Genomic DNA, 21,218 nt, shown 5'->3' on the forward strand with positions numbered 1-21,218 from the left:
TCATGAAAACACTTAAAAACCACACCCTGATCTATGACAATGAATGTCCCATGTGTGCTGTTTATTCCAAAGGGTTTACAACATTTGGAATGCTGGATGAAAACGGAAGAGAAGCCTTTACGGAAATATCAGTCAGAAATAAAAATCTAATAGATTACAACCGGGCAAAAAATGAAATAGCACTGGTAGATCACGAAAATAATCAAGTAACATATGGCTTAGATAGCCTGCTGTTAATTATCGGAAATTCATTTCCTTTATTAGAACGAATAGCCAGAATACAACCTTTATATTGGTTCTTCAAAAAGCTATATTCCTTTATTTCCTATAACCGCAAGCAGATTATTCCATCCCGGACAATAAACCATGATGCTTCTTGTCTACCGAACTTTAATCTTAAATACAGAATAGCTTATATCGTTTTCGTAGCAGTATTTTCAGCGTATGTTTTAAGTATTTATTCAGGAAAGCTGGGAGTGAGCTTAACACCCAATTTTTTTAGAGAATTAACGGTTTGCTTAGGGCAGATTCTTTGGCAAACGCTATTTTTAAAAAACTATTTAAAAGATAAAACTTGGGATTACCTGGGAAATATGATGACCGTTTCACTAATAGGAACATTGTTTTTAATTCCTGTTTTATGGATCAATTTAGCTCCGGCTTTCTATCTCATCTATTTCGGATTCGTAGTACTTATTATGTTTCTTGAACATTTGAGAAGATGCAAAATCTTAAGTCTGAATTATCTTCCTACTATTTCATGGATGCTGTTCAGATTAACAGCTCTGGCGATCATCATTTATAAAACCTTTTAAAAATTAAAAATCCAACCTTTATATGTCCAGAATTTATTTAAAAACCCTGATCAATGCTGATATTCAAATCGTCTTTGATTTAGCAAGAAATATAGATTTACATCAGCAGTCAACCTCACGAACTCACGAAAAAGCAATTGCAGGGCGTACATCCGGATTGATTGAGGAACATGAAACCGTAACCTGGAGAGCAAAACATCTGGGAGTATATCAAACCCTTACCACAAAAATTATCAGCATGAAAAAGCCTGATCAATTTACAGACAAAATGCAGAAAGGAGCCTTCAAATCATTGCATCATCAACATATTTTTAAAAGAGTAGGAGGTAAAACACTCATGATAGATGTTTTTGATTTTGAATCTCCATTAGGAATAATAGGGAAAATATTCAATACACTATACCTCAAGAGTTATCTCACAAAATTCCTTTTGGAAAGAAATCAATTAATAAAAACCGTCGCAGAATCAACAAACGTATAATCACAATCAAGATCCCAATGACAACAACCGACTAGCTACGATGTGGCGATTTAACCCAGGATGGAATAAAATTCTATCAATACCCCACGACCCCAACAATTTATACCCAATATTCATCAATTTTAACCCATAAAAAAACACAGCATGAATTTTTTAAAGGCAGAATGGCGAAAATTAGCCATTATCAATTACGAAATCAATCCGGAAATAGTATTAAAATATCTACCGGAAGGGACAGAGCTCGATTTTTATAAAGACAAATGCTACGTAAGTTTAGTTGGCTTTATGTTTTTAAATACAAAATTATTAGGGTTGCCTATTCCTTTCCATCGTGATTTTGAAGAAGTGAATCTTAGATTTTATGTAAAGAAGAATGAAAATGGAGTAGGGAAGCGAGGAGTGGTTTTTATTAAGGAAATTGTTCCCAAGCCTGCTTTAAGCTTTGTGGCAAATTCTGTGTATAAAGAAAATTACCATACTTTACCGATGAAAAACCTAATTCGTCATAAAGAAGACGAGTTGTTAATCCAATATTCATGGAAAGACAAAAGCTGGCATTCCATTCAAATTACAGCAGAAAGTAAGGCACAACCTATGAAAGCAGATTCTGAATTTGAATTCATTACAGAACATTATTATGGCTTTACCAAAACAGAAAATAAAACCTCAGAATATGAAGTATGCCACCCCAAATGGGAATGGTATCAGATAAAAGACTATCAATTGGAAATCGATTTTCAAAAGGTCTATGGAAAAGATTTTGGATTTCTTAATCATCAGGAACCTATATCCGTAATGCTGGCTGAAGGCTCGGAAATAGAAGTGAAAACTAAAAAAATATCATTTAAATAATACATACACCATAATCTGCATTCCGAACCCCAAATCCCCAATCTATTACCCATAAAACCCACAAAAATGAAAATAATTATCGCTGCCGGAACCGGATTTCTCGGCCAAAACTTAGAAAAATATTTTACAGAAAAAGGAGATCAGGTTTATATTCTGACTCGTAGCCCTCAACGTAACAATGAAATCTTTTGGGACGCTAAAACCATTGGTGAGTGGAAAAATATTCTTGAACAGGCAGATGTTCTGATTAATCTTACAGGAAAATCAGTTGATTGTCGTTACAATGAAAAGAACAAAACAGAAATTTACGCATCAAGAATTGACAGTACAAAAGTCTTGCAGAAAGCTGTTGATGGTTGTGCTATTCGGCCGAAAATATGGTTGAATGCAAGTTCTGCTACTATATATGTGCATTCTGAAAAGCATTTGAATACAGAAGAAAACGGAATTATTGGCGATGATTTTTCAATGAATATTTGCAAAAGCTGGGAAAAAGAGTTTTTTAAAACAAAAGAAGAAGGAATAAGAAAAGTGGCACTTCGTACTTCTATTGTATTAGGAAACAATGGCGGAGCATTTCCCAAATTGAAAATGATTACAAAACTAGGATTGGGCGGAAAACAAGGAAGAGGAAATCAAATGGTAAGCTGGATTCATATCGATGATTTTTGCAGAGCCATAGAATGGATCATTCAGAATGATAGCATAGAAGGTGTCATCAATATAACTGCTCCGGCTCCAATATCCAATGATGCTATGATGAGCAAATTTAGAAAACAATTCAAGTCTCCATTGGGATTAAATGCACCTGTCTGGCAACTAGAGATTGCTTCTATCTTTATGAAAACAGAAACTGAACTATTATTGAAAAGCCGTAACGTATATCCGGAAAAACTAATGAAAGAAGGATTTAATTTTTCTTATCCAACCTTTGATGAGGCTATTTTTAAACTGTTAAAAGGATAAATCAATTTGATGTTTACACCAGCCTACAAGGTACTTCCAAATCCTCGGTAAGATAATAGCTGCAACATAAACGATGGTAACCATCAGCAATGATAAGCTCATGTTGTCCTCTTACCAGCAGAATAGGAGAGAGTTTTTTATTCTTTTCTACCTTTTTCAGGTTTTCCTTAACGTGAATATTGGTTTCCGGAAGTAGAGCAAGCTTGCTGGCACGAAGAATATCCTTAGATTTTTTGGTAATTGTTTTTGCTCCTTTTAACTTTTCAACAATCTTTTGTGCTTCATCAGGAGTAAAGAGAAGCTCCAGATAGTCTAACGCTGCAGGAAAATCATGATCCTCAGGTTCTTTCATCCAGAGGTTATCCTTGGTCAATGTATTTTTTTTCATAGACATTTTGAACAGTGATTAAATGATAAATAAAGGTATAAAAAATACTTTATAACCAATGGCATAAAAAAGTCTGTTCAAAAGGAAAAGTAATTCAAAATACAAACTCCCTCAATATGATCATTGAAGGAGTTTGTATTTTGGTAGATAATCTGAAGATTTTACAAGATTGTCTTTACTATATTTTTAATATTTTCTAGCAAGCAATACGTTCAAAAGGAATGTCCCTGCCCAGTTACTGCTATTACCAGCATTGATTCCCATAAAATCTACACGCGCAACCGATACAGTAAGTCTGGTTTTACCACCCACATTCGCAAGACTTACAAAGGAAGATGTAAATACATCAGGATAACTTGAATTATTTCCTGCTGTAAGAATAGGATACATATTACTTACATTGAATGGAGCCCCTTGATATTCATAAACAAGAGTCATCCTACTACTGTTGGTATAACCTGTAGTATCATTAGTTCTACCAAATGCACTACTGAAAGATGTTTTGCTGATGATCCACCAAGCATCAGCACCTGTTCCTGTATCAAAAGATGCATTGGTATGGTTCGTCCAGTCTGCAATTGGTGCACTTGATCCACTGTGAGGAGGTATTGTAAGCTGGGATCCATAAATCTCCACATTACTAGGCTTAGGAAGAACAGTGAAAGATAAATCCCATGTTCCGCCTGTAGTATTTCCGTTGTTCACCACTTCAGCATACGCTCCTATAGGAATAACAAAAGAAGCAACAGGCGTATTATCTATTCGAAGGGTGTTGCCGCTTGAAGCTTGGAGTGTAATGGAAGAAGAAGAAATATTCTTGATTTTATAGATCCTTCCAGTGTAGCTTGTCGTTCCGGTTCCAATCACCGGAAGAGTAAACGTTGCATTACCCGTTCCATTATAAGTAATGTAATGGTCGTTAGCCAAAATACTATAGGTGGTTGTTGCTACTTCTTTGTAACCAGCTCTTAAAGAACCATTGATAGCTAAGGTACTATTGGGAGTTGAGGTGTTAATACCAACTTGTGCATTTAAGATCGTAGCTCCAAATAGAAAAATTGAAATGTATTTTTTCATATTTATTTTTTTAATGTTTTAGCAAAAATATAGAAAAATACTATTTGAAATCATTTTAATTGACAAATTTTAATATTATTTAATATAAATCCCTTTTGTGTGATATTTTGATTTTACGAAAACTCTTTTGTTTGGTATTGTAAGTGTCAGATAATATAGTGTTTGTGGTTTTTTATAAAGTGAAGGCATAGTTGATTATAATTGTAGAGTATTGTTTGATTTTTTATTAATGACAAAATAATATTGTTATATTTAGATTAATTATAATTTGAGGCTTGGTAGTAATGGGAATTGATAGGATACTGTGTTTTGCAAAATATGTTGGTATGATATATGCACATAGAAAAATATAAACCTGAATGAATGTAATCAATGATTGAATTCATTCCAAAAATATAAACATTATGAAAAAGTTAATGATTTCAACCCTGTTATTATTTGGTTTATCGATGAGTGTTTTTGGACAAAAACATCCGCCGGTTCCGCCGCATCCATCAAAAAATGAACTGGTCAATCTTAAGAAGCAGGAATTGGATAGAAAATACAATACAGAAAAGAAACTGATTCTGAATCATCCGCTTGCAACTAAACAGATGAAAAGAGATCAGATGAAAGCTTTAAATAAGAGATATCAGACTGAAAAACGATTGCTTAAAGAAATGAAATAATACAGATTTCTTGCACTTATTAAAATTTGAAAAGCAAAATTTCATGAAGGGAATTTTGCGAAGTTTGTGGTTTGAGATAATTTTTGTTGAAAGAGAATGCTTTTTGTGTTCTCTTTTATTGTATAAAATTGAATGAAAATAGCTTATTGATGGATTTTAAGATCAATTGGTGGAAACGTGAAACATCCAATATTTTTCCTTAAATTCGCATAAAAATTTTTAAAGTAATGAATTACGATATTATTGTCATTGGAAGTGGTCCTGGTGGATATGTTACTGCGATCAGAGCAGCACAATTGGGTTTCAAAACCGCAATTATCGAGAAAGAAAACTTAGGAGGAATTTGCCTTAACTGGGGATGTATTCCAACCAAAGCTTTATTGAAATCGGCTCAGGTTTTTCATTATATCAACCATGCTGAAGATTATGGATTAAATAAAGTGGAAGCAAGCTTCGAATTCCCGAATGTAATTCAGAGAAGCCGTGGTGTTGCCAGCAAAATGAGCAAAGGAATCGAATTCTTGATGAAAAAGAACAAGATTGACGTAATTCTTGGTACTGCAAAAGTACAGAAAGGTAAAAAAGTTTCTGTTACAGATAAAGACGGTAAAGTAACTGAATATTCAGCAAACAACATTATCATCGCAACAGGAGCTCGTTCAAGAGAGTTACCAAACTTACCACAGGATGGTAAAAAAGTAATCGGTTACAGACAGGCATTATCTCTTCCTGAGCAGCCAAAATCTATGATTGTTGTAGGTTCTGGAGCTATCGGGGTAGAATTTGCCGATTTCTATAATACAATGGGAACAAAGGTAACTGTTGTAGAATTTATGCCAAACATCGTTCCTGTAGAAGATGAGGAAATCTCTAAGCACTTAGAGAAATCTTTGAAGAAGACAGGAATTGAAATTATGACAAATGCTTCTGTGGAAAGCGTTGATACAACAGGAGAAGGAGTAAAAGCTACCGTTAAAACAGCTAACGGAACCATCACTTTAGAAGCTGATATCTTATTATCTGCGGTAGGTATTGCTGCAAACATCGAAAACATCGGTCTAGAAGAAGTAGGTATCCAGACAGATAAAGGAAGAGTATTAGTAAACGAATGGTATGAAACTTCAGTACCTGGTTACTATGCAATCGGAGATATCATCCCAACTCAGGCATTGGCTCACGTAGCATCTGCTGAGGGAATCACTTGTGTAGAGAAATCAAAGGAATGCACGTTGAGAAGATCGACTATGGCAATATCCCTGGATGTACTTACTGTCACCCTGAAGTAGCTTCTGTAGGTCTTACTGAAAAGCAGGCTAAAGAAAAAGGATACGAAATCAAAGTGGGTAAATTCCCTCTTTCTGCAAGTGGTAAAGCTACTGCTAACGGAAATACAGACGGATTTATCAAAGTAATCTTTGATGCTAAATATGGTGAGTGGTTAGGATGCCACATGATTGGTGAAGGAGTAACGGATATGGTTGCTGAAGCAGTAGTAGCCAGAAACTGGAAACTACAGGTCACGAGATTATCAAATCTATCCACCCGCACCCAACTGTTTCTGAAGCGATCATGGAAGCCGCAGCGGCAGCTTACGGAGAAGTGATTCACATCTAATCAATTATTTTTTATTATATTTAAAGCTCAGATTTTTCTGAGCTTTTTTAATAACTATCCATGAAAAAAATATTTTTTTTATTAGGGATCTTTTGTTTTACGCTCCTTTTTTCTCAAGAAAAAGAAAATAAAAGATATTTTCCTGCAGAATATGTTTTGAAGACCTCTGGAGATACCTTAAAAGCGAAAGTGAGAAATACCGGTCTTTATACCAATACAAAATACTCATTTGCTACCATTTTATTTAAAATGAAAATGATGGATGAAAAAGGAGCTACCAATTGGGTTTTCATTAATGAAGTAAGGTATATTAAAATTTTAGATGAAAATCAGAATAAACATGAATATTTTGCTTCAACAGATAAATTTCATAAGGAGAAAGGATTGGTTGAAGTCCTTTATGAAGGGAAAAATATAAATTGGTATAAAGCTTTTAATAATTCAATTCTCACACCTAAAGTTCAATTTATCAAATACCTGGTAGATAAAGATAAAAATATCCTTTATGAATATAAAGAAGATCCTTTTGATGACTTTAGACAGAGTTTAAAAAAGCTATTCAAAAATGACTCAGATTTTACAGAAAAACTCAAACAGGCCAAATCAGAGAAAGAATGTATTCAACTTTTACAATTATGGGATGCAAAATTTGGTTAGATCAGTACAGTATAAAAGTTCAGAGAGATCTGAGATTATTAAACCTAACAGGTTTCCGAAACCTGTTAGGTTTTTATTTCCTAACAACAAAAGCTCAGATTTTTCTGAGCTTTTCTAATCACAAAAAGCAGGAGAAAATATTATTTTATTTTCAATGAATCCAAGTAATAAAAAAACTACTGAATTTCTTCATTTAGTGTATAGTGATCTTTTGGAAATGATATTTTGCTAACTTTAAATTCAGCATTAAATGCTCTGTTGAACTTAAAAATATTCAACCAGTGATCCTCCTTTCTGTTAAAATAATCATATTTATAAAAATTAAACTAATTATATCAAGCACTTTCCTTACATTTATTCAATGAATTTTGAGAAAGTAGGACTTGTTTTGTCAGGGGGCGGTACCAAAGGAATCGCTCATGCAGGGGTATTGAAATTCTTAAAGGAAAAAAATATAGAAATAGACATTCTTTCCTGCTGTAGCGCAGGGTCTATTGTGGGATGCCTTCACGCAGTAGGAAAGACTCCTGAAGAAATTTTGGAATTTTTCAATTCCGTCTATTTTTTTAACTGGAAACATTTTGCATTCAATCAGCCAGGGTTGGTTTCCTCTATTATTTTCAGGAACTATCTTAAGCCTATTTTTCATGATATGAAACTGGAAGACCTTGATATTGACGTGAAAATTGTAGCGACAGAATTGGTAGGAGGTACTCAAAAAATTTTTGATAAAGATTTTGAAATTGTAGATGCTATCATTGCTTCCTGTTCTATTCCCGGAATTACTACACCCTATATCATCGGGGATGAAATGTATTGTGATGGTGGAGTACTGAACAACTTCCCGGCAGATATCATCAGAGACGATTGTGATAAACTTATCGGAGTATTTGTTTCTCCACCCAATGATGCTAAGATCAAGGATTTAAATTCCATTAAAGCCATTGTTCCCGTTCATATGATCTTCTCTCTTATAGAATAGAAAAGGTGAAATTCGATTACTGTGATTGGTTTATTTCCTCTCAAAAACTATCTACTTATGGTACTTTTGAACGTGGAAAAGAACGTTTGGAGCAGATTTTTGAGATAGGCTATACAGCAGCCAAAGAAAGCTATGATGGCAGTCGTTTTCTTACAGAACTAAAACAAGCCGGAACATAAAAAGCAGAATACCGGAAGAGGGGAGTTGGATTACCTAAAAGCTAATTTCTGTCTAAATAGAATTGAGATAATAAGTTGCATGGAAATGAATATTGTAAACATTTCCAACTGCTCTCTTCCGGTTTCCTGCCGGAACTTAGCTTATGCTTATATTACTTTTTAACGACTTGTGCGTCCTGACGTACAATTTCCTGATCATTGGAATCATATACTACTAGAGTATAAGGAGCTTTCTTTGCAGAATCGGTCAGATAGTTTCTCCAAACCTGATAGCTATGGCCGTCATTATTAAAATTGAAATAATAATTACCACCCGTACCATCAGGAATAAGTTCCCCATCGCTGATAATCATACTAGGTTTAGCTGTGATGTTGGCATTGGCGTTCCATGATTGATACAGATATTTTCCATTAGGTTGTTTATCAATTCTGATCTTAAATTTTTTAGTTTTAATGATCACGGTTTTAGGAACCTTTTGGAAAGTGGAAGAAACTATATTGTTTTGGGGTAAATCCGGAGTTTCTTTAGCATAAACAAAAGAGATTTGAGCCAGGGAGAAAACTCCCAATAAGAAGTACTTAATCATATTATAATGGTTATTGGTTAGCTCTCAAGCTCCATCAAATATGAAGCCATTGTTTATATTAGAATAGTTTCCCGAATCCAGTTGTTCAGTTCATAACGATGCTTAATGATTTTTGAAAACCATGCATAGTCTTTGTATTGTTCCGCATAATTCCTGGAAAAGGTCATGATGTTTTTTTTATAACTAAAAAGGCCTACATTACAATTAGTCCTTAATACTTCAAGACGCTTATTCAGCCATATTTTATCTTGAGGAGAACCGGATTGGTGATGCCTGATGAGAATATTGATAATTCCTGTATCAATTCTATCTGTTGATTTGAGAATCCTGTCGAGTTCTGCCGTAAGTATTTCATCGTCTATATATACAATTTCAGGAATATTTTCATCGTCATTCTGAAATAAATGTTCGAACTCTTTATCACTAAGTATAGGGCGGGAGGCATGTATTACTTCCTGTGCAGATTCATAGCTGCTGTTCTGTTTATAGATAAATATGGCAGGAATATCCATTTTCAGGCGGTTATAAGCTTCAATTTTATGATGACCGTCTATAATGAAAGAAGTACTCATTTCAGGATCTGCATGATAAAGGCTGGAAAATACTAATGCTTTAGGTTGGTCTCCCTTCCTGATACGGTCTATGTAATAAATTACTCTTTCTTCATCCATACTGTTGATTTCCAGAGTAAGGATGTAATTGAAATCTTTGAAAGGAAAAAAACCGCCAGAAAAAAGCCTGTCAAAAAGTAATGGTTCTTTACTTGTTGGAGATGGTCTATGTATATGGAAATCAGAATCTTTAAAATGCATTGTGCCTGGAAATACTTGATAACTTCCGTTTTCAAAAAGCTGAAGAAAATCCTGTATACCATGCATTATTTCTTCTTCTGTTCCCTCAATAAGAGCATGATTAAGCTGATCAGCCATGTTAATCTGTTCCTCTTTTGAGAGTTCTGAGACTGCATAGTATTCGCCAACACTGCCTCTGCAGTCCGGCCAGTTAACAGCAATTGGGCGGCGTATAACCAGGCAACTGGCAAAACCATCAAATAAAAGTTTAATGATTCCTTTTCCGTGAGTAACAGAAATTTCCATTATGAGCTATGAAACTGACGTATAGTTGGCGAAAGCCTCCTCCAGACTGTTAAATTTCCCTTTAAACTCATCAATAGGGCAATCCTGAAGAATATTTCCTTTATGAATAAGAATAACCCTTGTACAAAGCGCTTCTACCTCCTGCATGATATGCGTGGAAAGTAGAACTGTTTTCTGTTGTCCGATTTCTTTAATTACATTTCTGATTTCCAGAATCTGGTTAGGGTCTAATCCATTGGTGGGTTCATCAAGAATTAATAAATCCGGTTGGTGGATAATTGCCTGTGCTAATCCTACCCGTTGTTTATATCCTTTGGATAGCTGGCCTATCTTTTTTGATTTTTCCGGGGTAATACCTACCAATTCAATTACTTCATCTACTTTAGATTCAGAAATTTTATGGATATTGGCTACGAACTGCAGATATTCCTTTACATACATTTCCAGGTAAAGTGGATTGTTTTCTGGCAGAAAGCCTATTTTTTTCTTGCTTTCGATCTCATGTGTGGAAATATTGAATCCATTAAAAATAATTTCACCTTCATCAATTTTCAAGGCTCCTACAATAGATTTCATCAAGGTAGATTTTCCGGCACCATTGGGACCTAAAAGACCGATGATTTCATTTTTATCAATAGAAATATTGATATTGTTTAGGGCAGTTTGTTCACCAAATTTCTTGGTCAAATTGTTTATCTGAAGCGGCATAATTTTTAATGTCTTTCTGCAAAAATAAAATAAAAAAACTCATTCGATGGAATGAGTTTCGCAATATTTATAAATAATAATTATTTTTTTGCTTTTTTCTTCGATCCGGAAGCAGAATTATTACCAGGTGCTGTACTTGCTCCTCCTTTTTTATTGCCTTCTGGATTGACAGCGGAAGCTTTATCATACATGGCGTATTTACCATTTGTTCTTCCGAATACTTTATCAACCTGTTTTTGAGTTAAAAACTGTGATTTACCCACATACTTTCTATTTTTATTGATGTATTGGATAAATTGTACAGTAGGCTGACCATAGTTTTTCTCATAGTGGAGTTCGATAATATCATTAGGAAGCTCCAATACAATATTTTCTTCGGGAGCGGAAATAAAACCGTCCATAATGAGTTTATAAAGCCCTGAAACGTCTCCGTTCAGATTTTGAAATGAAAAAGCTCGGATTGTATTCAGGTTGCTGGTGTTCAGATCCTGATAATTGACTGTATACTTGTCTTCTTTTTTATATAAACCAACAGAGTTGTCTTTACCGATTTCCACCAAACTTTCATTTTTCAACACTTTAATCTGAGAGAAAACCGAAATACCGAACATACATGTAATAAGTAGAATTATTTTTCTCATGGAATGAATTTTAATGTTTTATAAATTGGTGCACATAAATTTACAAATAAAACGGCTAAAAAGCAATTTTATTCCTTCTGACAAAAGTAATACTTTTTTTTAACATCTATAAGAAATGGCTAGATAGGGAAAGGTTTTTATTGGTGCTTTTAATTGATTTAAAATCAGTTGTTTAATTCGTTTTTATTGAAAATATTTCTACTTCCATTGATTATATATTCAACGCATAGGAATGATGTAATATATTGAAAAACAGATGCAAAATAACTAATATGAAAAAATGACCTTCAAAAAAAGTAAATAAATGTTAAAATGATAATTTGGAAGATGGAAATTGAGAATAATACATAATAAATCCATTCATAAGGTGTTAATAAACAGTTATAATAGTTTATTTTTTGAGAACAGAGATATGAAATTTTCAAATTCTTGCCTGTAACTTCTTCCCACGGGAATCTGATGAGTTCCTAAATGAATCTCATGATTGTTGAAAGCTGTTACAAAGGATGTATTGATGATAAAGGATCTGTGGATTCTTATAAAACCTTTTGAGGTAAGAAGCAGTTCCAGGTCTGTGATCTTACTTTTTGAAATGAAGTCTTTGTTGTCAGATAAAGTTATTTTGATGTCATTTCCTTGGCTTTCCATGTAAATGATGTCTGAAAGAGGTAGTTTTCGATGCATTCCCTCGATTTTAAGAATGATAAAATCATCTTTTGAATCTGTGACATTCCTTAATATCCGTTCTACAGATTTGAAAAAGCGGTCAAAGGTGATGGGTTTCAGAAGATAATCTACAGCTTCAAGTTCAAATCCTTCAACGGCAAACTCTCTGTAAGCGGTCGTGAAAATAGTCTTAGGTTTTTGAGAAAGTGATTTCAAAAAATCGATTCCACTGAAATGAGGCATCTGAATATCAAGAAACATCAGGTCTATGGGCTGATTTTGAAGGAGTTTGTAGGCTTCAAGAGCATTTTCTGCCTTCCCGATCAATTTTAAATGATCGATTTTGGAAATATGATTTTCCAGCAATGCTGCAGCTAAAGGTTCGTCATCTACAATGATACAGTTAATCATATTGTGAAGGAGTCGTTATTTCAACATTAAAAATATTGTTTTTCCGGGAAATAAGGAAGGTGAAATTTCCTTGATAATGATGCTCCAGCTGTTGTCTGATATTCTGAAGCCCAATTCCTGTTTCATGATGAACGACAGGAGTGATGAAGGTATTTTCAATTTTGAAAACAGAGCTTTTTTCATTGGATTCTAGTTCTATCTTTATTTCTGTTGGGCCAGAATTTTTCCCCGCACCATGTTTAAAGGCATTTTCCACTAAGGTAAGATAGAGGAGTGGTGGAATGAAATTGGAAGATTTTAATGCGGTTTTCTTGGTTATTTTTAATCTTTCATCAGAATAACGAAGGCTTTCTAAGGCAATATAATTATCAATAATACTAAGTTCATCTGCCACAGAAACCCATTTTTTTTGCCCTTTGTACAGAATATAGTCCAGAATATCTGAAAGCTGACTGATGGATTGGGAGGTTTTATCGGAATTACTAATGGAAAGAGAATAGATATTATTCAGAGTATTGAACAAGAAATGGGGATTAAGCTGTGCTTTAAGGGATTTCAGTTCCAGTTCGGTTTTTTCCTTTTGCAGTCTTATGCTATTTTCTTTTTCATTTTTATAGCGCATAAAAAACATCATTGAGATAAAGATAAAAGCTCCGCTGATCATTGGGAATGTATAATGGAACAAAAGATACTGGATGTCTGTGAAAATGCTGATCAGGCTATCTTTTGTTTCATGGGTGAAAAAAGGTTCTGCAATGTGAACAATAAAGATCCTGTTGACTACCGAAATACAATACAAGCTTAGAATAAGATAGATTGAAAACTCAACATACTTTTTTCGGTCAAAAAAATATCGAATCAGGAAATAGTAGATAAAATTAGCGCCCAAAATCTGAAAAATCCAGTGGCAGAAATTATAAATCACAGACTGATTAAACATCTCACCACTATAGTCTCCATAAGTTTTGACGGTTCCAAACAAAAATAAAGCGATCCAGAAAAACAGCTGGAAGTATAGATTTTGTCGATTATAAGTGAAAGGTTTGATTGTCATTATTATCAAAAATATAAAAACTTAGGATAAAGCTGGCAGAATTGATGTGAAATCCGATACAATGAGGGTAGATAACGTCATTGAAATTGTAAACAACATGTTTTGTCATTGGGATCTGAATTTCTGTTTTCTGCATTACTTGTTTAAATGAAGTCTTGTTTTTATCAAAATTTGTATAAAAAAATATGACAACAGAGCGTTCGGAAAGGCTTTATGGATTAGATCATTTGAGATCATTAGCTATTATACTGGTTTTATTGTTCCACTACCGGGCATTTCAACATCCGGAGTGGATTGAAATAATGGGGAAATTTGGCTGGACAGGAGTTGATCTTTTCTTTGTGCTAAGCGGTTTTTTGATTTCAGGCCAATTGTTTAAGGAAATGCAAACTAAAAGAACAATACGTTTGAAGACATTTTATATCAAACGTTTCTTTCGGATCATTCCTGCCTATTTCTTTACACTTTTTCTGTATTTTACAGTACCTTTTTTCAGAGAACGGGAAGCTTTACCACCGTTATGGAAATTCATAACCTTTACGCAAAATTATGGTTTAAATGTGATTGATCAGGGTACATTTTCTCACGCATGGTCATTGTGTATTGAAGAACAATTTTACCTTATTCTCCCTTTGTTTCTTTTGTTGATACTGCCTTCTAAATTATTTAAATATTTACCCGGTCTGATGGTACTATTCATTGTGTTTTCAATCACCATGAGGCTGATAATATGGAATACATCTATTGTCGGAATGGAAACTAATTCTCTGGAATTCTGGCGTACATGGTATATGACAATATATTACCCCACTCATACAAGATTGGATGGCCTTGTAATGGGTGTTTTAATCAGCTATTGTATGCAATATTCTTCTGGTTTTAAAAGAAAGGTTCATCAGAATGGGAACGGCCTTTTTCTGGTAGGCATAGTGTTATTGGGCATTACTTTTTGGATTTGTAATGAACAGGCTTCGGAAATGGCTTCTGTATGGGGATTTACATTGGTAGCAATAAGTTATGGCTGTATTCTGATGTCTGCAATTTCTACATCTTCATTCCTTTCAAAATGGAAATCTTATATTACGGCTGAACTGGCGGCTTTATCTTATGCCGTTTATCTTTCTCACAAGGGAGTAATCCACATGATTCAGACCCTTTTTGAACAATTTAATCTTGAAACTTCAGATATGGGATGCCTGATTGTCTGTTTAATGGGATGCCTTATAAGTGCTTTGCTGTACAGGTTTTTTATTGAAAAGCCTTTTGCTAATATGAAAGACAGGCTTTTAAAAACAAGAGAATAGAGTAGCTTTTACTTTATGGGTTGGCTGAGATCTTCTTTGGCTGGAGCAAGTTGGTCTCTTCCCCTTTCAAATCCTTGTATAAACAAATAGAAAATCGAAGAAAAAACAATAATAATGACAACTACAGACCATAAGATTTTCTGAAGTGTAGATATTTTTAATCTAAATACACATAGGATAACCAGAGCTATTGCTATAAAAACAAGTAAGAATATTCCCATTTGTTTAAATATATATTGAAAAGATACAAAAAAGCATGCGAAAATATTTTGTAAGAGGAATAAATTGATCAACCAATAATAAGAGACAGCTTCTTTTGGGGCTGCCTCTTAGTATTGATGAGTGTTATTTCTAAAAAATTACTTGGACGTAATACTTTTCAATACTACATTTTTAATAGCTGCTTCCTGAAAGCTCCAATGCTCACTGTTTTTAGGCATTTGGTTCTCAAGAATGATTAAACTTGTATCTGTGGATGGGAAATATGTATTAAGACAGGTAAATCCATCTCCAAGTCCTGTGACAGCATAATAATCAAGCCCGGATTCCTTGATGAATCTGATATTATATCCAAATCCCATACTTTCTTTCCCAAAAACATTGTGTTGAGAAGAAGTAGAGGGTGTGAGGATAAGCTTTTGAAATTGAGGTGAAAGGAGTTTTCCCTTAAATAGAGCCTGATCCCATTTTGCAAGATCTTCTACTGTAGAAACCACTCCGGCTGCGGGGGTAATCTTATCATTTAAAAATGAATGATCTACTTTTTCAAACTGATTATTCTCGCTTCTATAACCCGGAACGAGCGCTTGATTATTGTTGTTATTGTAAACGAATGTTCTCTCCATTTTCAACCTTTTAAATAGAGAATTGGCAAGCTCTGTAAAGCTCTTACCTGTTGTATTCTGGAGAATTTCTCCTAAAAGCGTGTAAGAAAGATTTCCATATTTAAACTGTGATCCTGCTTTAAAAGCGACCGGTTTTTCAATATCTGTAATACCATGAGTATGATTTAAAAGATGATGGATCGTTACAGTATCTGCCCAGGACTGAGTAAGTGAAGGAAGGTATTTTTTAATAGGAGTCTGAAGGTCAAGTTTTCCCTGTTCCGCAGTTTGTAATATGAGAACAGCAGTGATTTGTTTGGAATTGGACATGATTTCAAATTGGTCATCGGTTTTTAAAGCGATCTTTTTTTCAAAATCTTTATATCCATTGGCCTTTAGAAATGTTGCTTTTCCATGTTGAGAAACCAAAACTACTCCGTTGAAGTTCAATGGGGTAGATGCTGTTATGATACTATCAATTTTTCTTCCATAAGAAGGCATTTTTTGTGCATTTACAGAAACAGACAGTAATGTAGAAATAGCAAGCGGCAAGAATAATTTTGTTTTGATCACGGATTTATTTTTTGTAGTAATCATATGCTGCCTTGGCAATGTCTGCAATAATCGCTTCTGAATTTTCAAAAGTTTCGTAGGTATCATGTACAAAAACAGCAATATATACTCTCTTTTTACCGGAGAGTTCAATAATTCCATAATCATTAATGGCTCCGGTCATTCCCTCTTTATTAGTGAATGAGGTTCCGGTACGATGAGCTACTTTAACATCTTTAGGCAGCTTACCTTTAAGTCTTTTGAGTCCGGCCACATTATTCAACATGGCTGTATAGAGCCATTGTGTATGTTCTTTGTTCAGTATTTTTCCGGTATAGAACTGCTCCAGTAATCTGATGGCTTCATTAGGAGTAATGGTATTGATAAATTGTGAGTCCCAGTCCTTATGCATCCCTTCTTCATCGTTCTTAATGACAACATCTTTACTATTAATGAAATTTGCAGATATTCAGGGCCTCCAATCAGTCTGATCAAAATGTCTGTCAGATTATTATCACTATATACAACCATCCAATGAATGCATTCTTCCAGGCTGAGTTCCCTATTTCCTTCCGGATATTTTTCTTTAAACGGACTGTGGGTATCCTCCAGAAGTTCTTCTTTTTTAATGTAAATTTTTTGTTGCAAAGAAAGTTCTCCCCTTTCTACTTTGTGAAGAATAGCCAAAGCCACAGGGAATTTAAAGGTGCTTAACATAGGAAGTGGCTTATTGCCGTTGATTTGGGTTACTTCATTTTTGGGAGTTCCCACTGTTAAGATTGATACTCCTACATCAGCCTTTTTATGAGCAAGAATGGCTTCAATTGCCTTTTTTAATTCTGGATTGGTATTGTTTTGTGAAAAAAGCGGAAGGCTTAAGAATAGAATGAATAGGGTAAGAATGATTTTCTCTGACTTCATTTTGTGATGATTATTTGAACAGGTTTTTGGTTTCCAAATATATGTATTTCCGCTATCTCTTTTTCAATTTGAGTTCAATATTTTTCATTCGTCAGAAAAATGCCATCTGAGGTAAATCAAATGGCATTTTAAATATATTCTCTGTTTTTCAGATGCGTTTTTTGAGTCGAGTGGCTTTATTACAATGTACTCAGTTTACCCAGATCTTCATCTCTGCGGTTACCATATATCTGAATTGTAGAAAGTTCATTTTCAATGCTGCTAAATTCTTCATGAGTAAGAACAATATCTGCTGCACCAAGATTCTCTTTAAGCCGATCTTTATTTTTAGATCCTGGAATAGGAACAATAAAGTCGTATTTATGGAGCATCCAGGCTAATGAAATTTGAGCAGGAGTAGCATTTTTGTTGAAAGCGAATTCCTGTAATAGACTCAATAAAGGTTGGTTGGCTAGGATATTTTCTTTTTTGTAACGGGTAATGACACGCCTTGCATCAAATCCTGTAAATGGAGTGTCTGCATTTATTTTTCCTGATAAAAAACCTCCTGCCAAGGGTGAAAACGGAACAAATCCGATGTTTAACTCCTGACATAAAGGAATAACTTCTTTTTCAAACATTCTTTCCATGATAGAATACTCACTTTGTATGGCTGTGAGAGGAGTAACAGCATGGGCTCGCTTTATCTCATCAGGAGTAGCCTGAGATTGTCCCCAGCCAAGAATTTTTCCCTCCTGGATAAAATCACCCATAATTCCGGCAATATCTTCAACCGGAATATCTTTGTTTACCCTGTGCTGATAATACAGGTCAAGATGATCTGTATTTAAATTTCTTAATGAATTTTCTAGTCGGGTTTGGATGTCACGCTTTAATTCTTTTGCTCCTGTTGTCCAGGCTTCTCTGATCAGAAATTTACTTGCTATTACGGTGTCATGACGGACTTCCCTTAATGCTTTACCAATCAGTTCTTCATTGGCTCCGGCAGCATATATTTCTGCCGTATCAAAGAATGTACAGCCTAGATCGAAGGCCTGTTGAATCAATTGAATAGATTCTTCTCTTGTAGGAGGAGCTCCGTATCCCATGCTTAGCCCCATACAACCATATCCCATGGCAGAAACTTGCATATTTCCTAATTTTCTTGATTTCATTTTCTTTTGTTTTGAATTGATAAGACAAAATTCTTCAAAAGAAAACTTGAACTGTTTACCATTTGGTAAAAAGCGTTAATGGATATTTCGTCGTATTCTGCTCAGGGACTGTTGAGTAATTCCAAGATAGGATGCAATATAGGATAATGGGATGCGGTTAACCAGTGTTGGGTATTTCTCCATAAACTCAAGATAGCGGGTCGTGGCATCCTGAGATACAAGCGGAGAAACCCGTTCTAGTTTTTGTACCAATGCTTTATTGTGTATTTTTTGAATAATCTCATTCCAGTTTATAATCGTATTGGAAATTTCTTCCCAATCTTTTACTGAAAATGTAAGAAGTTTACAATCTGTTGCAGCCTGGATGTATTCTGTAGAAGGTACATTTCTCAAGTTCATTAGTAAATGATTCTCCTCCAAAAAGATCTTGGTGATTTCATCTCCTTTATTGTTGTAATAACAGACTCTGAAAATACCATCAATGAGGAATCCTACTTCCCGAAGTACTTTACCTGCTTCAGCAAAATAATCATCTTTGTGAAGTTCAGCTATTTTTCCTTTGCCTGAAATAAAGTCAATCTGTTGTTGGTTCAGGTTTCCAAAACGGAGGATATATTCTATGAATTCATTCATGATGAAAAGGTATAAAAAAGTTTTTCTTTGCGGTTTACCATTTGGTAATTTTTATATTTAGATAGATTGTGATCTGATATTTTTTAACTTAATGGATGGCTTTTATCGGATGTCAAAAAAGAATGTTTTTTGTTAATTAAAGATACCTTTTGTTGAGGGATGAGCAGTAAAAACGGGTACTACATTATTTGTTACTAAATTTATTTCTTTTATTGTTCTAAATAAAATCAATGTGTTAATGTATTGATTATTAATTGTTTTGTTGTTTTGTATTTTAGGTGAGGGATATTTGTAGGATGTATTTTTTCTGTAGGATGTGTCTGTTTTGTTATTTTCGTTAAACTTTCTCAGAAAGATGTAGTATTGATTCATTTTACGATTTAATTTTTATTTGTAATTAATTTATGACAGACCTTAGATTCCCGAAGAGTGGATATTTTATAGTAAGTATATTCTGCTTCTTTTTTTTAAATAGTTGTACGGGAGGTAATCTGTCTATGACCAATTTTGATTATCCATTGCTTCATAAAAATGAAGTGTTGCGTCTTGCCGGTAATTATGGGGAATGTATGTTGCTGAATGAAGAATACCTTCAAAAGGCCCAACAAGAAGGCTATAGTGATGGAGAAGCTCTTTGTTACATTAATATGTCTAATATATCTGTAAGTATTGGGAACTATAAGAAAGGCCTTGTATTTTTGAAGAAAGCAGAGGTCATCCTTCAAAATTCAAAAAATGAAGCTCTGAAAGCTAAGCTTTATCAGGAGTACGGCCAATTGAGTAAAGTAACCGGATTGTATAAGAATGCCTTGGGGTTTAATTCAAAAGCATTGTATTATACCAGTAAATGTCCATTAGAGGATAAGAGAAAGTATTTTTTAAACAGAGTATTTTCAAACAGGGGTGATTTTTTATATGAAACAGGAAGCAAAGATTCTGCACTGATCTATTTTCACAAAGCAAGAAACGTGATCAATACTCCTCTGATAAATTGTTTAATTGCCAAACATCATTTGCTGCATACTGCACTTATTGATTCTTCTAAATTATATGTTGACAGATCACTAGAGCTTGTAAAAATGGATACCATCCATTTAAATGCACAAACAGGAATGGTATATAGGGTCGCTGGAGACTACTATAAAACACAAGGTAACTATGCTGAAGCGCAAGTTTTTTATCAAAAGGCGCTTGATGTCTTTTTAGAGACCAAACGCGCATATAATATTCCATTTATTTATCAGTCTATAGCAGAGACCTACAAAGGAATGGAAAATAAGGAGAAGGAAACTGAATATGAAAATAAGTATCTGGATGCAAAAACAAAACTCTCTAGAGATCAGAATGAAACGGTGAATCTTTTGATAGATAAAGTGCTGACAGAAAAAGAAAATGATGTTGAGGTCTTTAAGCTCAAATTGTTTGCGAGTTCAGCAGTCTTGATATTGATCATTGTAATTGGGTTTGTTTTGAAATATAGAACAATGAAAAATAAAAAAAGCCAGCTACGAGAAGAGACTACTATTCTGAAAAGTAAGACTGAGCTCTTAGCCAGCGAAACAGAAGTTCTTGCCAGTAAAGTGAATGAAAGTTTTAGTGACCTTGTTCAGTTGGCGAAAAGAAATGATTCTGCTTTTCTTACCCGTTTTCAGGAAGTGTATCCGGATTTCATAGAAAAACTATTGGATATTAATGAAGACTTATCAAGCGCTGATCTTCATTTGTGTGCGATGATTAAACTTAATTTCAGTTCAAAAGAGATTGCCACATATATGTCTATCCTTCATAAGTCTGCCCAGCAAAGAAATACAGGTTGAGAAAAAAACTTAATGTTCCCAGCGACCAGGATCTTTATGTTTTCTTTCAAGGATTAGACTCTTAATATATTATAAGTAATAAGTAATAAAGCCGTCTTAAATTTTGAAAGATGATTATTGTTATCGCTATCCTTTTAAGGATAGCTTTTATTTTTTATAAAATGCTGTGG

The 21,218-nt window shown here is 34.2% G+C and carries 24 protein-coding genes and 1 pseudogene; 11 read left to right on the plus strand and 14 right to left on the minus strand.

Going from position 1 to position 21,218, the window contains the following annotated elements:
• Positions 1-2: 2 nt before the first annotated feature.
• From QWZ06_RS08070 to QWZ06_RS08085, 4 genes are all read left to right on the plus strand, one after another.
• Positions 3-815, plus strand: coding sequence for a DCC1-like thiol-disulfide oxidoreductase family protein (locus QWZ06_RS08070; protein WP_290297066.1), 813 nt, complete (start codon positions 3-5; stop codon positions 813-815).
• Positions 816-837: 22 nt separating this feature from the next.
• Positions 838-1,296 (plus strand): SRPBCC family protein, encoded by a 459-nt coding sequence (locus QWZ06_RS08075; protein ID WP_290297069.1) that lies wholly within the window; start codon positions 838-840, stop codon positions 1,294-1,296.
• Positions 1,297-1,440: 144 nt separating this feature from the next.
• Positions 1,441-2,148 carry a YqjF family protein gene (locus tag QWZ06_RS08080; protein WP_290297071.1) on the plus strand — a complete coding sequence of 236 codons (708 nt, stop codon included), beginning with the start codon at positions 1,441-1,443 and terminating at the stop codon, positions 2,146-2,148.
• A 66-nt stretch (positions 2,149-2,214) separates the two neighbouring features.
• A complete protein-coding gene (locus tag QWZ06_RS08085; protein WP_290297073.1) occupies positions 2,215-3,114 on the plus strand; it encodes a TIGR01777 family oxidoreductase in 900 nt (299 codons plus the stop codon).
• 13 nt (positions 3,115-3,127) lie between these two features.
• Here QWZ06_RS08085 and QWZ06_RS08090 read toward each other — a convergent pair whose 3' ends face one another.
• Both QWZ06_RS08090 and QWZ06_RS08095 read right to left on the minus strand, forming a co-directional pair.
• Positions 3,128-3,502, minus strand: coding sequence for a hypothetical protein (locus QWZ06_RS08090; protein WP_290297074.1), 375 nt, complete (start codon positions 3,500-3,502; stop codon positions 3,128-3,130).
• 186 nt (positions 3,503-3,688) lie between these two features.
• On the minus strand, positions 3,689-4,579 hold the full coding sequence (locus QWZ06_RS08095; protein ID WP_290297075.1) for a hypothetical protein: 891 nt from the start codon (positions 4,577-4,579) through the stop codon (positions 3,689-3,691).
• A 404-nt stretch (positions 4,580-4,983) separates the two neighbouring features.
• Here QWZ06_RS08095 and QWZ06_RS08100 point away from each other — a divergent pair, with 404 nt between their 5' ends.
• From QWZ06_RS08100 to QWZ06_RS08120, 5 genes and pseudogenes are all read left to right on the plus strand, one after another.
• Positions 4,984-5,247 (plus strand): hypothetical protein, encoded by a 264-nt coding sequence (locus tag QWZ06_RS08100; RefSeq protein ID WP_290297076.1) that lies wholly within the window; start codon positions 4,984-4,986, stop codon positions 5,245-5,247.
• Between the two features lie 227 nt (positions 5,248-5,474).
• Positions 5,475-6,861 (plus strand): annotated as a pseudogene (gene lpdA, locus QWZ06_RS08105) (dihydrolipoyl dehydrogenase).
• A gap of 60 nt (positions 6,862-6,921) precedes the next feature.
• Complete coding sequence (locus tag QWZ06_RS08110; RefSeq protein ID WP_290297077.1) at positions 6,922-7,518, plus strand: hypothetical protein; 597 nt, start codon at positions 6,922-6,924, stop codon at positions 7,516-7,518.
• 361 nt (positions 7,519-7,879) lie between these two features.
• Positions 7,880-8,500 carry a patatin-like phospholipase family protein gene (locus QWZ06_RS08115; RefSeq protein WP_290297079.1) on the plus strand — a complete coding sequence of 207 codons (621 nt, stop codon included), beginning with the start codon at positions 7,880-7,882 and terminating at the stop codon, positions 8,498-8,500.
• Positions 8,501-8,505: 5 nt separating this feature from the next.
• Positions 8,506-8,679, plus strand: coding sequence for a hypothetical protein (locus tag QWZ06_RS08120; RefSeq protein WP_290297081.1), 174 nt, complete (start codon positions 8,506-8,508; stop codon positions 8,677-8,679).
• A gap of 152 nt (positions 8,680-8,831) precedes the next feature.
• Here the strand turns inward: QWZ06_RS08120 and QWZ06_RS08125 are convergent, their stop codons facing one another.
• The 7 genes from QWZ06_RS08125 to QWZ06_RS08155 form a co-directional block, all read right to left on the minus strand.
• Positions 8,832-9,266 carry a hypothetical protein gene (locus QWZ06_RS08125; protein WP_290297083.1) on the minus strand — a complete coding sequence of 145 codons (435 nt, stop codon included), beginning with the start codon at positions 9,264-9,266 and terminating at the stop codon, positions 8,832-8,834.
• A gap of 53 nt (positions 9,267-9,319) precedes the next feature.
• Positions 9,320-10,363, minus strand: coding sequence for a hypothetical protein (locus tag QWZ06_RS08130; RefSeq protein ID WP_290297084.1), 1,044 nt, complete (start codon positions 10,361-10,363; stop codon positions 9,320-9,322).
• A gap of 6 nt (positions 10,364-10,369) precedes the next feature.
• Positions 10,370-11,071, minus strand: coding sequence for an ABC transporter ATP-binding protein (locus tag QWZ06_RS08135; RefSeq protein WP_290297086.1), 702 nt, complete (start codon positions 11,069-11,071; stop codon positions 10,370-10,372).
• An 80-nt stretch (positions 11,072-11,151) separates the two neighbouring features.
• Positions 11,152-11,712, minus strand: coding sequence for a hypothetical protein (locus QWZ06_RS08140; protein WP_290297089.1), 561 nt, complete (start codon positions 11,710-11,712; stop codon positions 11,152-11,154).
• Positions 11,713-12,093: 381 nt separating this feature from the next.
• Positions 12,094-12,789 (minus strand): LytR/AlgR family response regulator transcription factor, encoded by a 696-nt coding sequence (locus QWZ06_RS08145; protein ID WP_290297090.1) that lies wholly within the window; start codon positions 12,787-12,789, stop codon positions 12,094-12,096.
• Positions 12,782-13,843, minus strand: a complete 1,062-nt coding sequence (locus QWZ06_RS08150; protein WP_290297092.1) for a sensor histidine kinase — start codon at positions 13,841-13,843, stop codon at positions 12,782-12,784. The genes QWZ06_RS08145 and QWZ06_RS08150 overlap by 8 nt, the downstream gene beginning before the upstream one ends.
• Positions 13,818-13,979 carry a hypothetical protein gene (locus tag QWZ06_RS08155; protein WP_290297094.1) on the minus strand — a complete coding sequence of 54 codons (162 nt, stop codon included), beginning with the start codon at positions 13,977-13,979 and terminating at the stop codon, positions 13,818-13,820. The genes QWZ06_RS08150 and QWZ06_RS08155 overlap by 26 nt, the downstream gene beginning before the upstream one ends.
• Positions 13,980-14,028: 49 nt before the next feature.
• Here QWZ06_RS08155 and QWZ06_RS08160 point away from each other — a divergent pair, with 49 nt between their 5' ends.
• Positions 14,029-15,147 (plus strand): acyltransferase family protein, encoded by a 1,119-nt coding sequence (locus tag QWZ06_RS08160; RefSeq protein ID WP_290297096.1) that lies wholly within the window; start codon positions 14,029-14,031, stop codon positions 15,145-15,147.
• 359 nt (positions 15,148-15,506) lie between these two features.
• Here the strand turns inward: QWZ06_RS08160 and QWZ06_RS08165 are convergent, their stop codons facing one another.
• The 5 genes from QWZ06_RS08165 to QWZ06_RS08185 form a co-directional block, all read right to left on the minus strand.
• Positions 15,507-16,544 (minus strand): serine hydrolase domain-containing protein, encoded by a 1,038-nt coding sequence (locus QWZ06_RS08165; RefSeq protein WP_290297098.1) that lies wholly within the window; start codon positions 16,542-16,544, stop codon positions 15,507-15,509.
• A 4-nt stretch (positions 16,545-16,548) separates the two neighbouring features.
• Positions 16,549-16,935 (minus strand): serine hydrolase, encoded by a 387-nt coding sequence (locus QWZ06_RS08170; protein WP_290297100.1) that lies wholly within the window; start codon positions 16,933-16,935, stop codon positions 16,549-16,551.
• Entirely contained in the window at positions 16,842-17,444 is a 603-nt protein-coding gene (locus QWZ06_RS08175) for a serine hydrolase (protein ID WP_290297101.1), read from the minus strand. Before QWZ06_RS08175 ends, QWZ06_RS08170 begins: the two co-directional genes overlap by 94 nt.
• 179 nt (positions 17,445-17,623) lie before the next feature.
• The gene (locus QWZ06_RS08180) at positions 17,624-18,598 is read right to left on the minus strand and encodes an aldo/keto reductase (protein ID WP_290297103.1); all 975 of its coding nucleotides are present in this window, start codon (positions 18,596-18,598) and stop codon (positions 17,624-17,626) included.
• 75 nt (positions 18,599-18,673) lie between these two features.
• Positions 18,674-19,231 carry a Crp/Fnr family transcriptional regulator gene (locus tag QWZ06_RS08185; RefSeq protein ID WP_290297104.1) on the minus strand — a complete coding sequence of 186 codons (558 nt, stop codon included), beginning with the start codon at positions 19,229-19,231 and terminating at the stop codon, positions 18,674-18,676.
• Positions 19,232-19,728: 497 nt separating this feature from the next.
• Here QWZ06_RS08185 and QWZ06_RS08190 point away from each other — a divergent pair, with 497 nt between their 5' ends.
• Positions 19,729-21,048, plus strand: a complete 1,320-nt coding sequence (locus tag QWZ06_RS08190) for a hypothetical protein (RefSeq protein ID WP_290297106.1) — start codon at positions 19,729-19,731, stop codon at positions 21,046-21,048.
• Positions 21,049-21,218 lie beyond the last annotated feature (170 nt).

The organism is Chryseobacterium tructae (assembly GCF_030409875.1).
Taxonomy (GTDB): Bacteria; Bacteroidota; Bacteroidia; order Flavobacteriales; family Weeksellaceae; genus Chryseobacterium; species Chryseobacterium tructae.

What these genes read in the sequence shown, in the direction of transcription:
- QWZ06_RS08125 (WP_290297083.1), bottom strand. Translation starts at nt 9,266, where the DNA reads ATGATTAAGTACTTCTTATTGGGAGTTTTCTCCCTGGCTCAAATCTCT.
- QWZ06_RS08180 (WP_290297103.1), bottom strand. Translation starts at nt 18,598, where the DNA reads ATGAAATCAAGAAAATTAGGAAATATGCAAGTTTCTGCCATGGGATAT.
- QWZ06_RS08085 (WP_290297073.1), top strand. Translation starts at nt 2,215, where the DNA reads ATGAAAATAATTATCGCTGCCGGAACCGGATTTCTCGGCCAAAACTTA.
- QWZ06_RS08095 (WP_290297075.1), bottom strand. Translation starts at nt 4,579, where the DNA reads ATGAAAAAATACATTTCAATTTTTCTATTTGGAGCTACGATCTTAAAT.
- QWZ06_RS08090 (WP_290297074.1), bottom strand. Translation starts at nt 3,502, where the DNA reads ATGAAAAAAAATACATTGACCAAGGATAACCTCTGGATGAAAGAACCT.
- QWZ06_RS08190 (WP_290297106.1), top strand. Translation starts at nt 19,729, where the DNA reads ATGACCAATTTTGATTATCCATTGCTTCATAAAAATGAAGTGTTGCGT.
- QWZ06_RS08070 (WP_290297066.1), top strand. Translation starts at nt 3, where the DNA reads ATGAAAACACTTAAAAACCACACCCTGATCTATGACAATGAATGTCCC.
- QWZ06_RS08140 (WP_290297089.1), bottom strand. Translation starts at nt 11,712, where the DNA reads ATGAGAAAAATAATTCTACTTATTACATGTATGTTCGGTATTTCGGTT.
- QWZ06_RS08155 (WP_290297094.1), bottom strand. Translation starts at nt 13,979, where the DNA reads ATGCAGAAAACAGAAATTCAGATCCCAATGACAAAACATGTTGTTTAC.
- QWZ06_RS08130 (WP_290297084.1), bottom strand. Translation starts at nt 10,363, where the DNA reads ATGGAAATTTCTGTTACTCACGGAAAAGGAATCATTAAACTTTTATTT.
- QWZ06_RS08110 (WP_290297077.1), top strand. Translation starts at nt 6,922, where the DNA reads ATGAAAAAAATATTTTTTTTATTAGGGATCTTTTGTTTTACGCTCCTT.
- QWZ06_RS08185 (WP_290297104.1), bottom strand. Translation starts at nt 19,231, where the DNA reads ATGAATGAATTCATAGAATATATCCTCCGTTTTGGAAACCTGAACCAA.
- QWZ06_RS08080 (WP_290297071.1), top strand. Translation starts at nt 1,441, where the DNA reads ATGAATTTTTTAAAGGCAGAATGGCGAAAATTAGCCATTATCAATTAC.
- QWZ06_RS08100 (WP_290297076.1), top strand. Translation starts at nt 4,984, where the DNA reads ATGAAAAAGTTAATGATTTCAACCCTGTTATTATTTGGTTTATCGATG.
- QWZ06_RS08175 (WP_290297101.1), bottom strand. Translation starts at nt 17,444, where the DNA reads ATGAAGTCAGAGAAAATCATTCTTACCCTATTCATTCTATTCTTAAGC.
- QWZ06_RS08115 (WP_290297079.1), top strand. Translation starts at nt 7,880, where the DNA reads ATGAATTTTGAGAAAGTAGGACTTGTTTTGTCAGGGGGCGGTACCAAA.
- QWZ06_RS08150 (WP_290297092.1), bottom strand. Translation starts at nt 13,843, where the DNA reads ATGACAATCAAACCTTTCACTTATAATCGACAAAATCTATACTTCCAG.
- QWZ06_RS08135 (WP_290297086.1), bottom strand. Translation starts at nt 11,071, where the DNA reads ATGCCGCTTCAGATAAACAATTTGACCAAGAAATTTGGTGAACAAACT.
- QWZ06_RS08145 (WP_290297090.1), bottom strand. Translation starts at nt 12,789, where the DNA reads ATGATTAACTGTATCATTGTAGATGACGAACCTTTAGCTGCAGCATTG.
- QWZ06_RS08075 (WP_290297069.1), top strand. Translation starts at nt 838, where the DNA reads ATGTCCAGAATTTATTTAAAAACCCTGATCAATGCTGATATTCAAATC.
- QWZ06_RS08160 (WP_290297096.1), top strand. Translation starts at nt 14,029, where the DNA reads ATGACAACAGAGCGTTCGGAAAGGCTTTATGGATTAGATCATTTGAGA.
- QWZ06_RS08170 (WP_290297100.1), bottom strand. Translation starts at nt 16,935, where the DNA reads ATGCATAAGGACTGGGACTCACAATTTATCAATACCATTACTCCTAAT.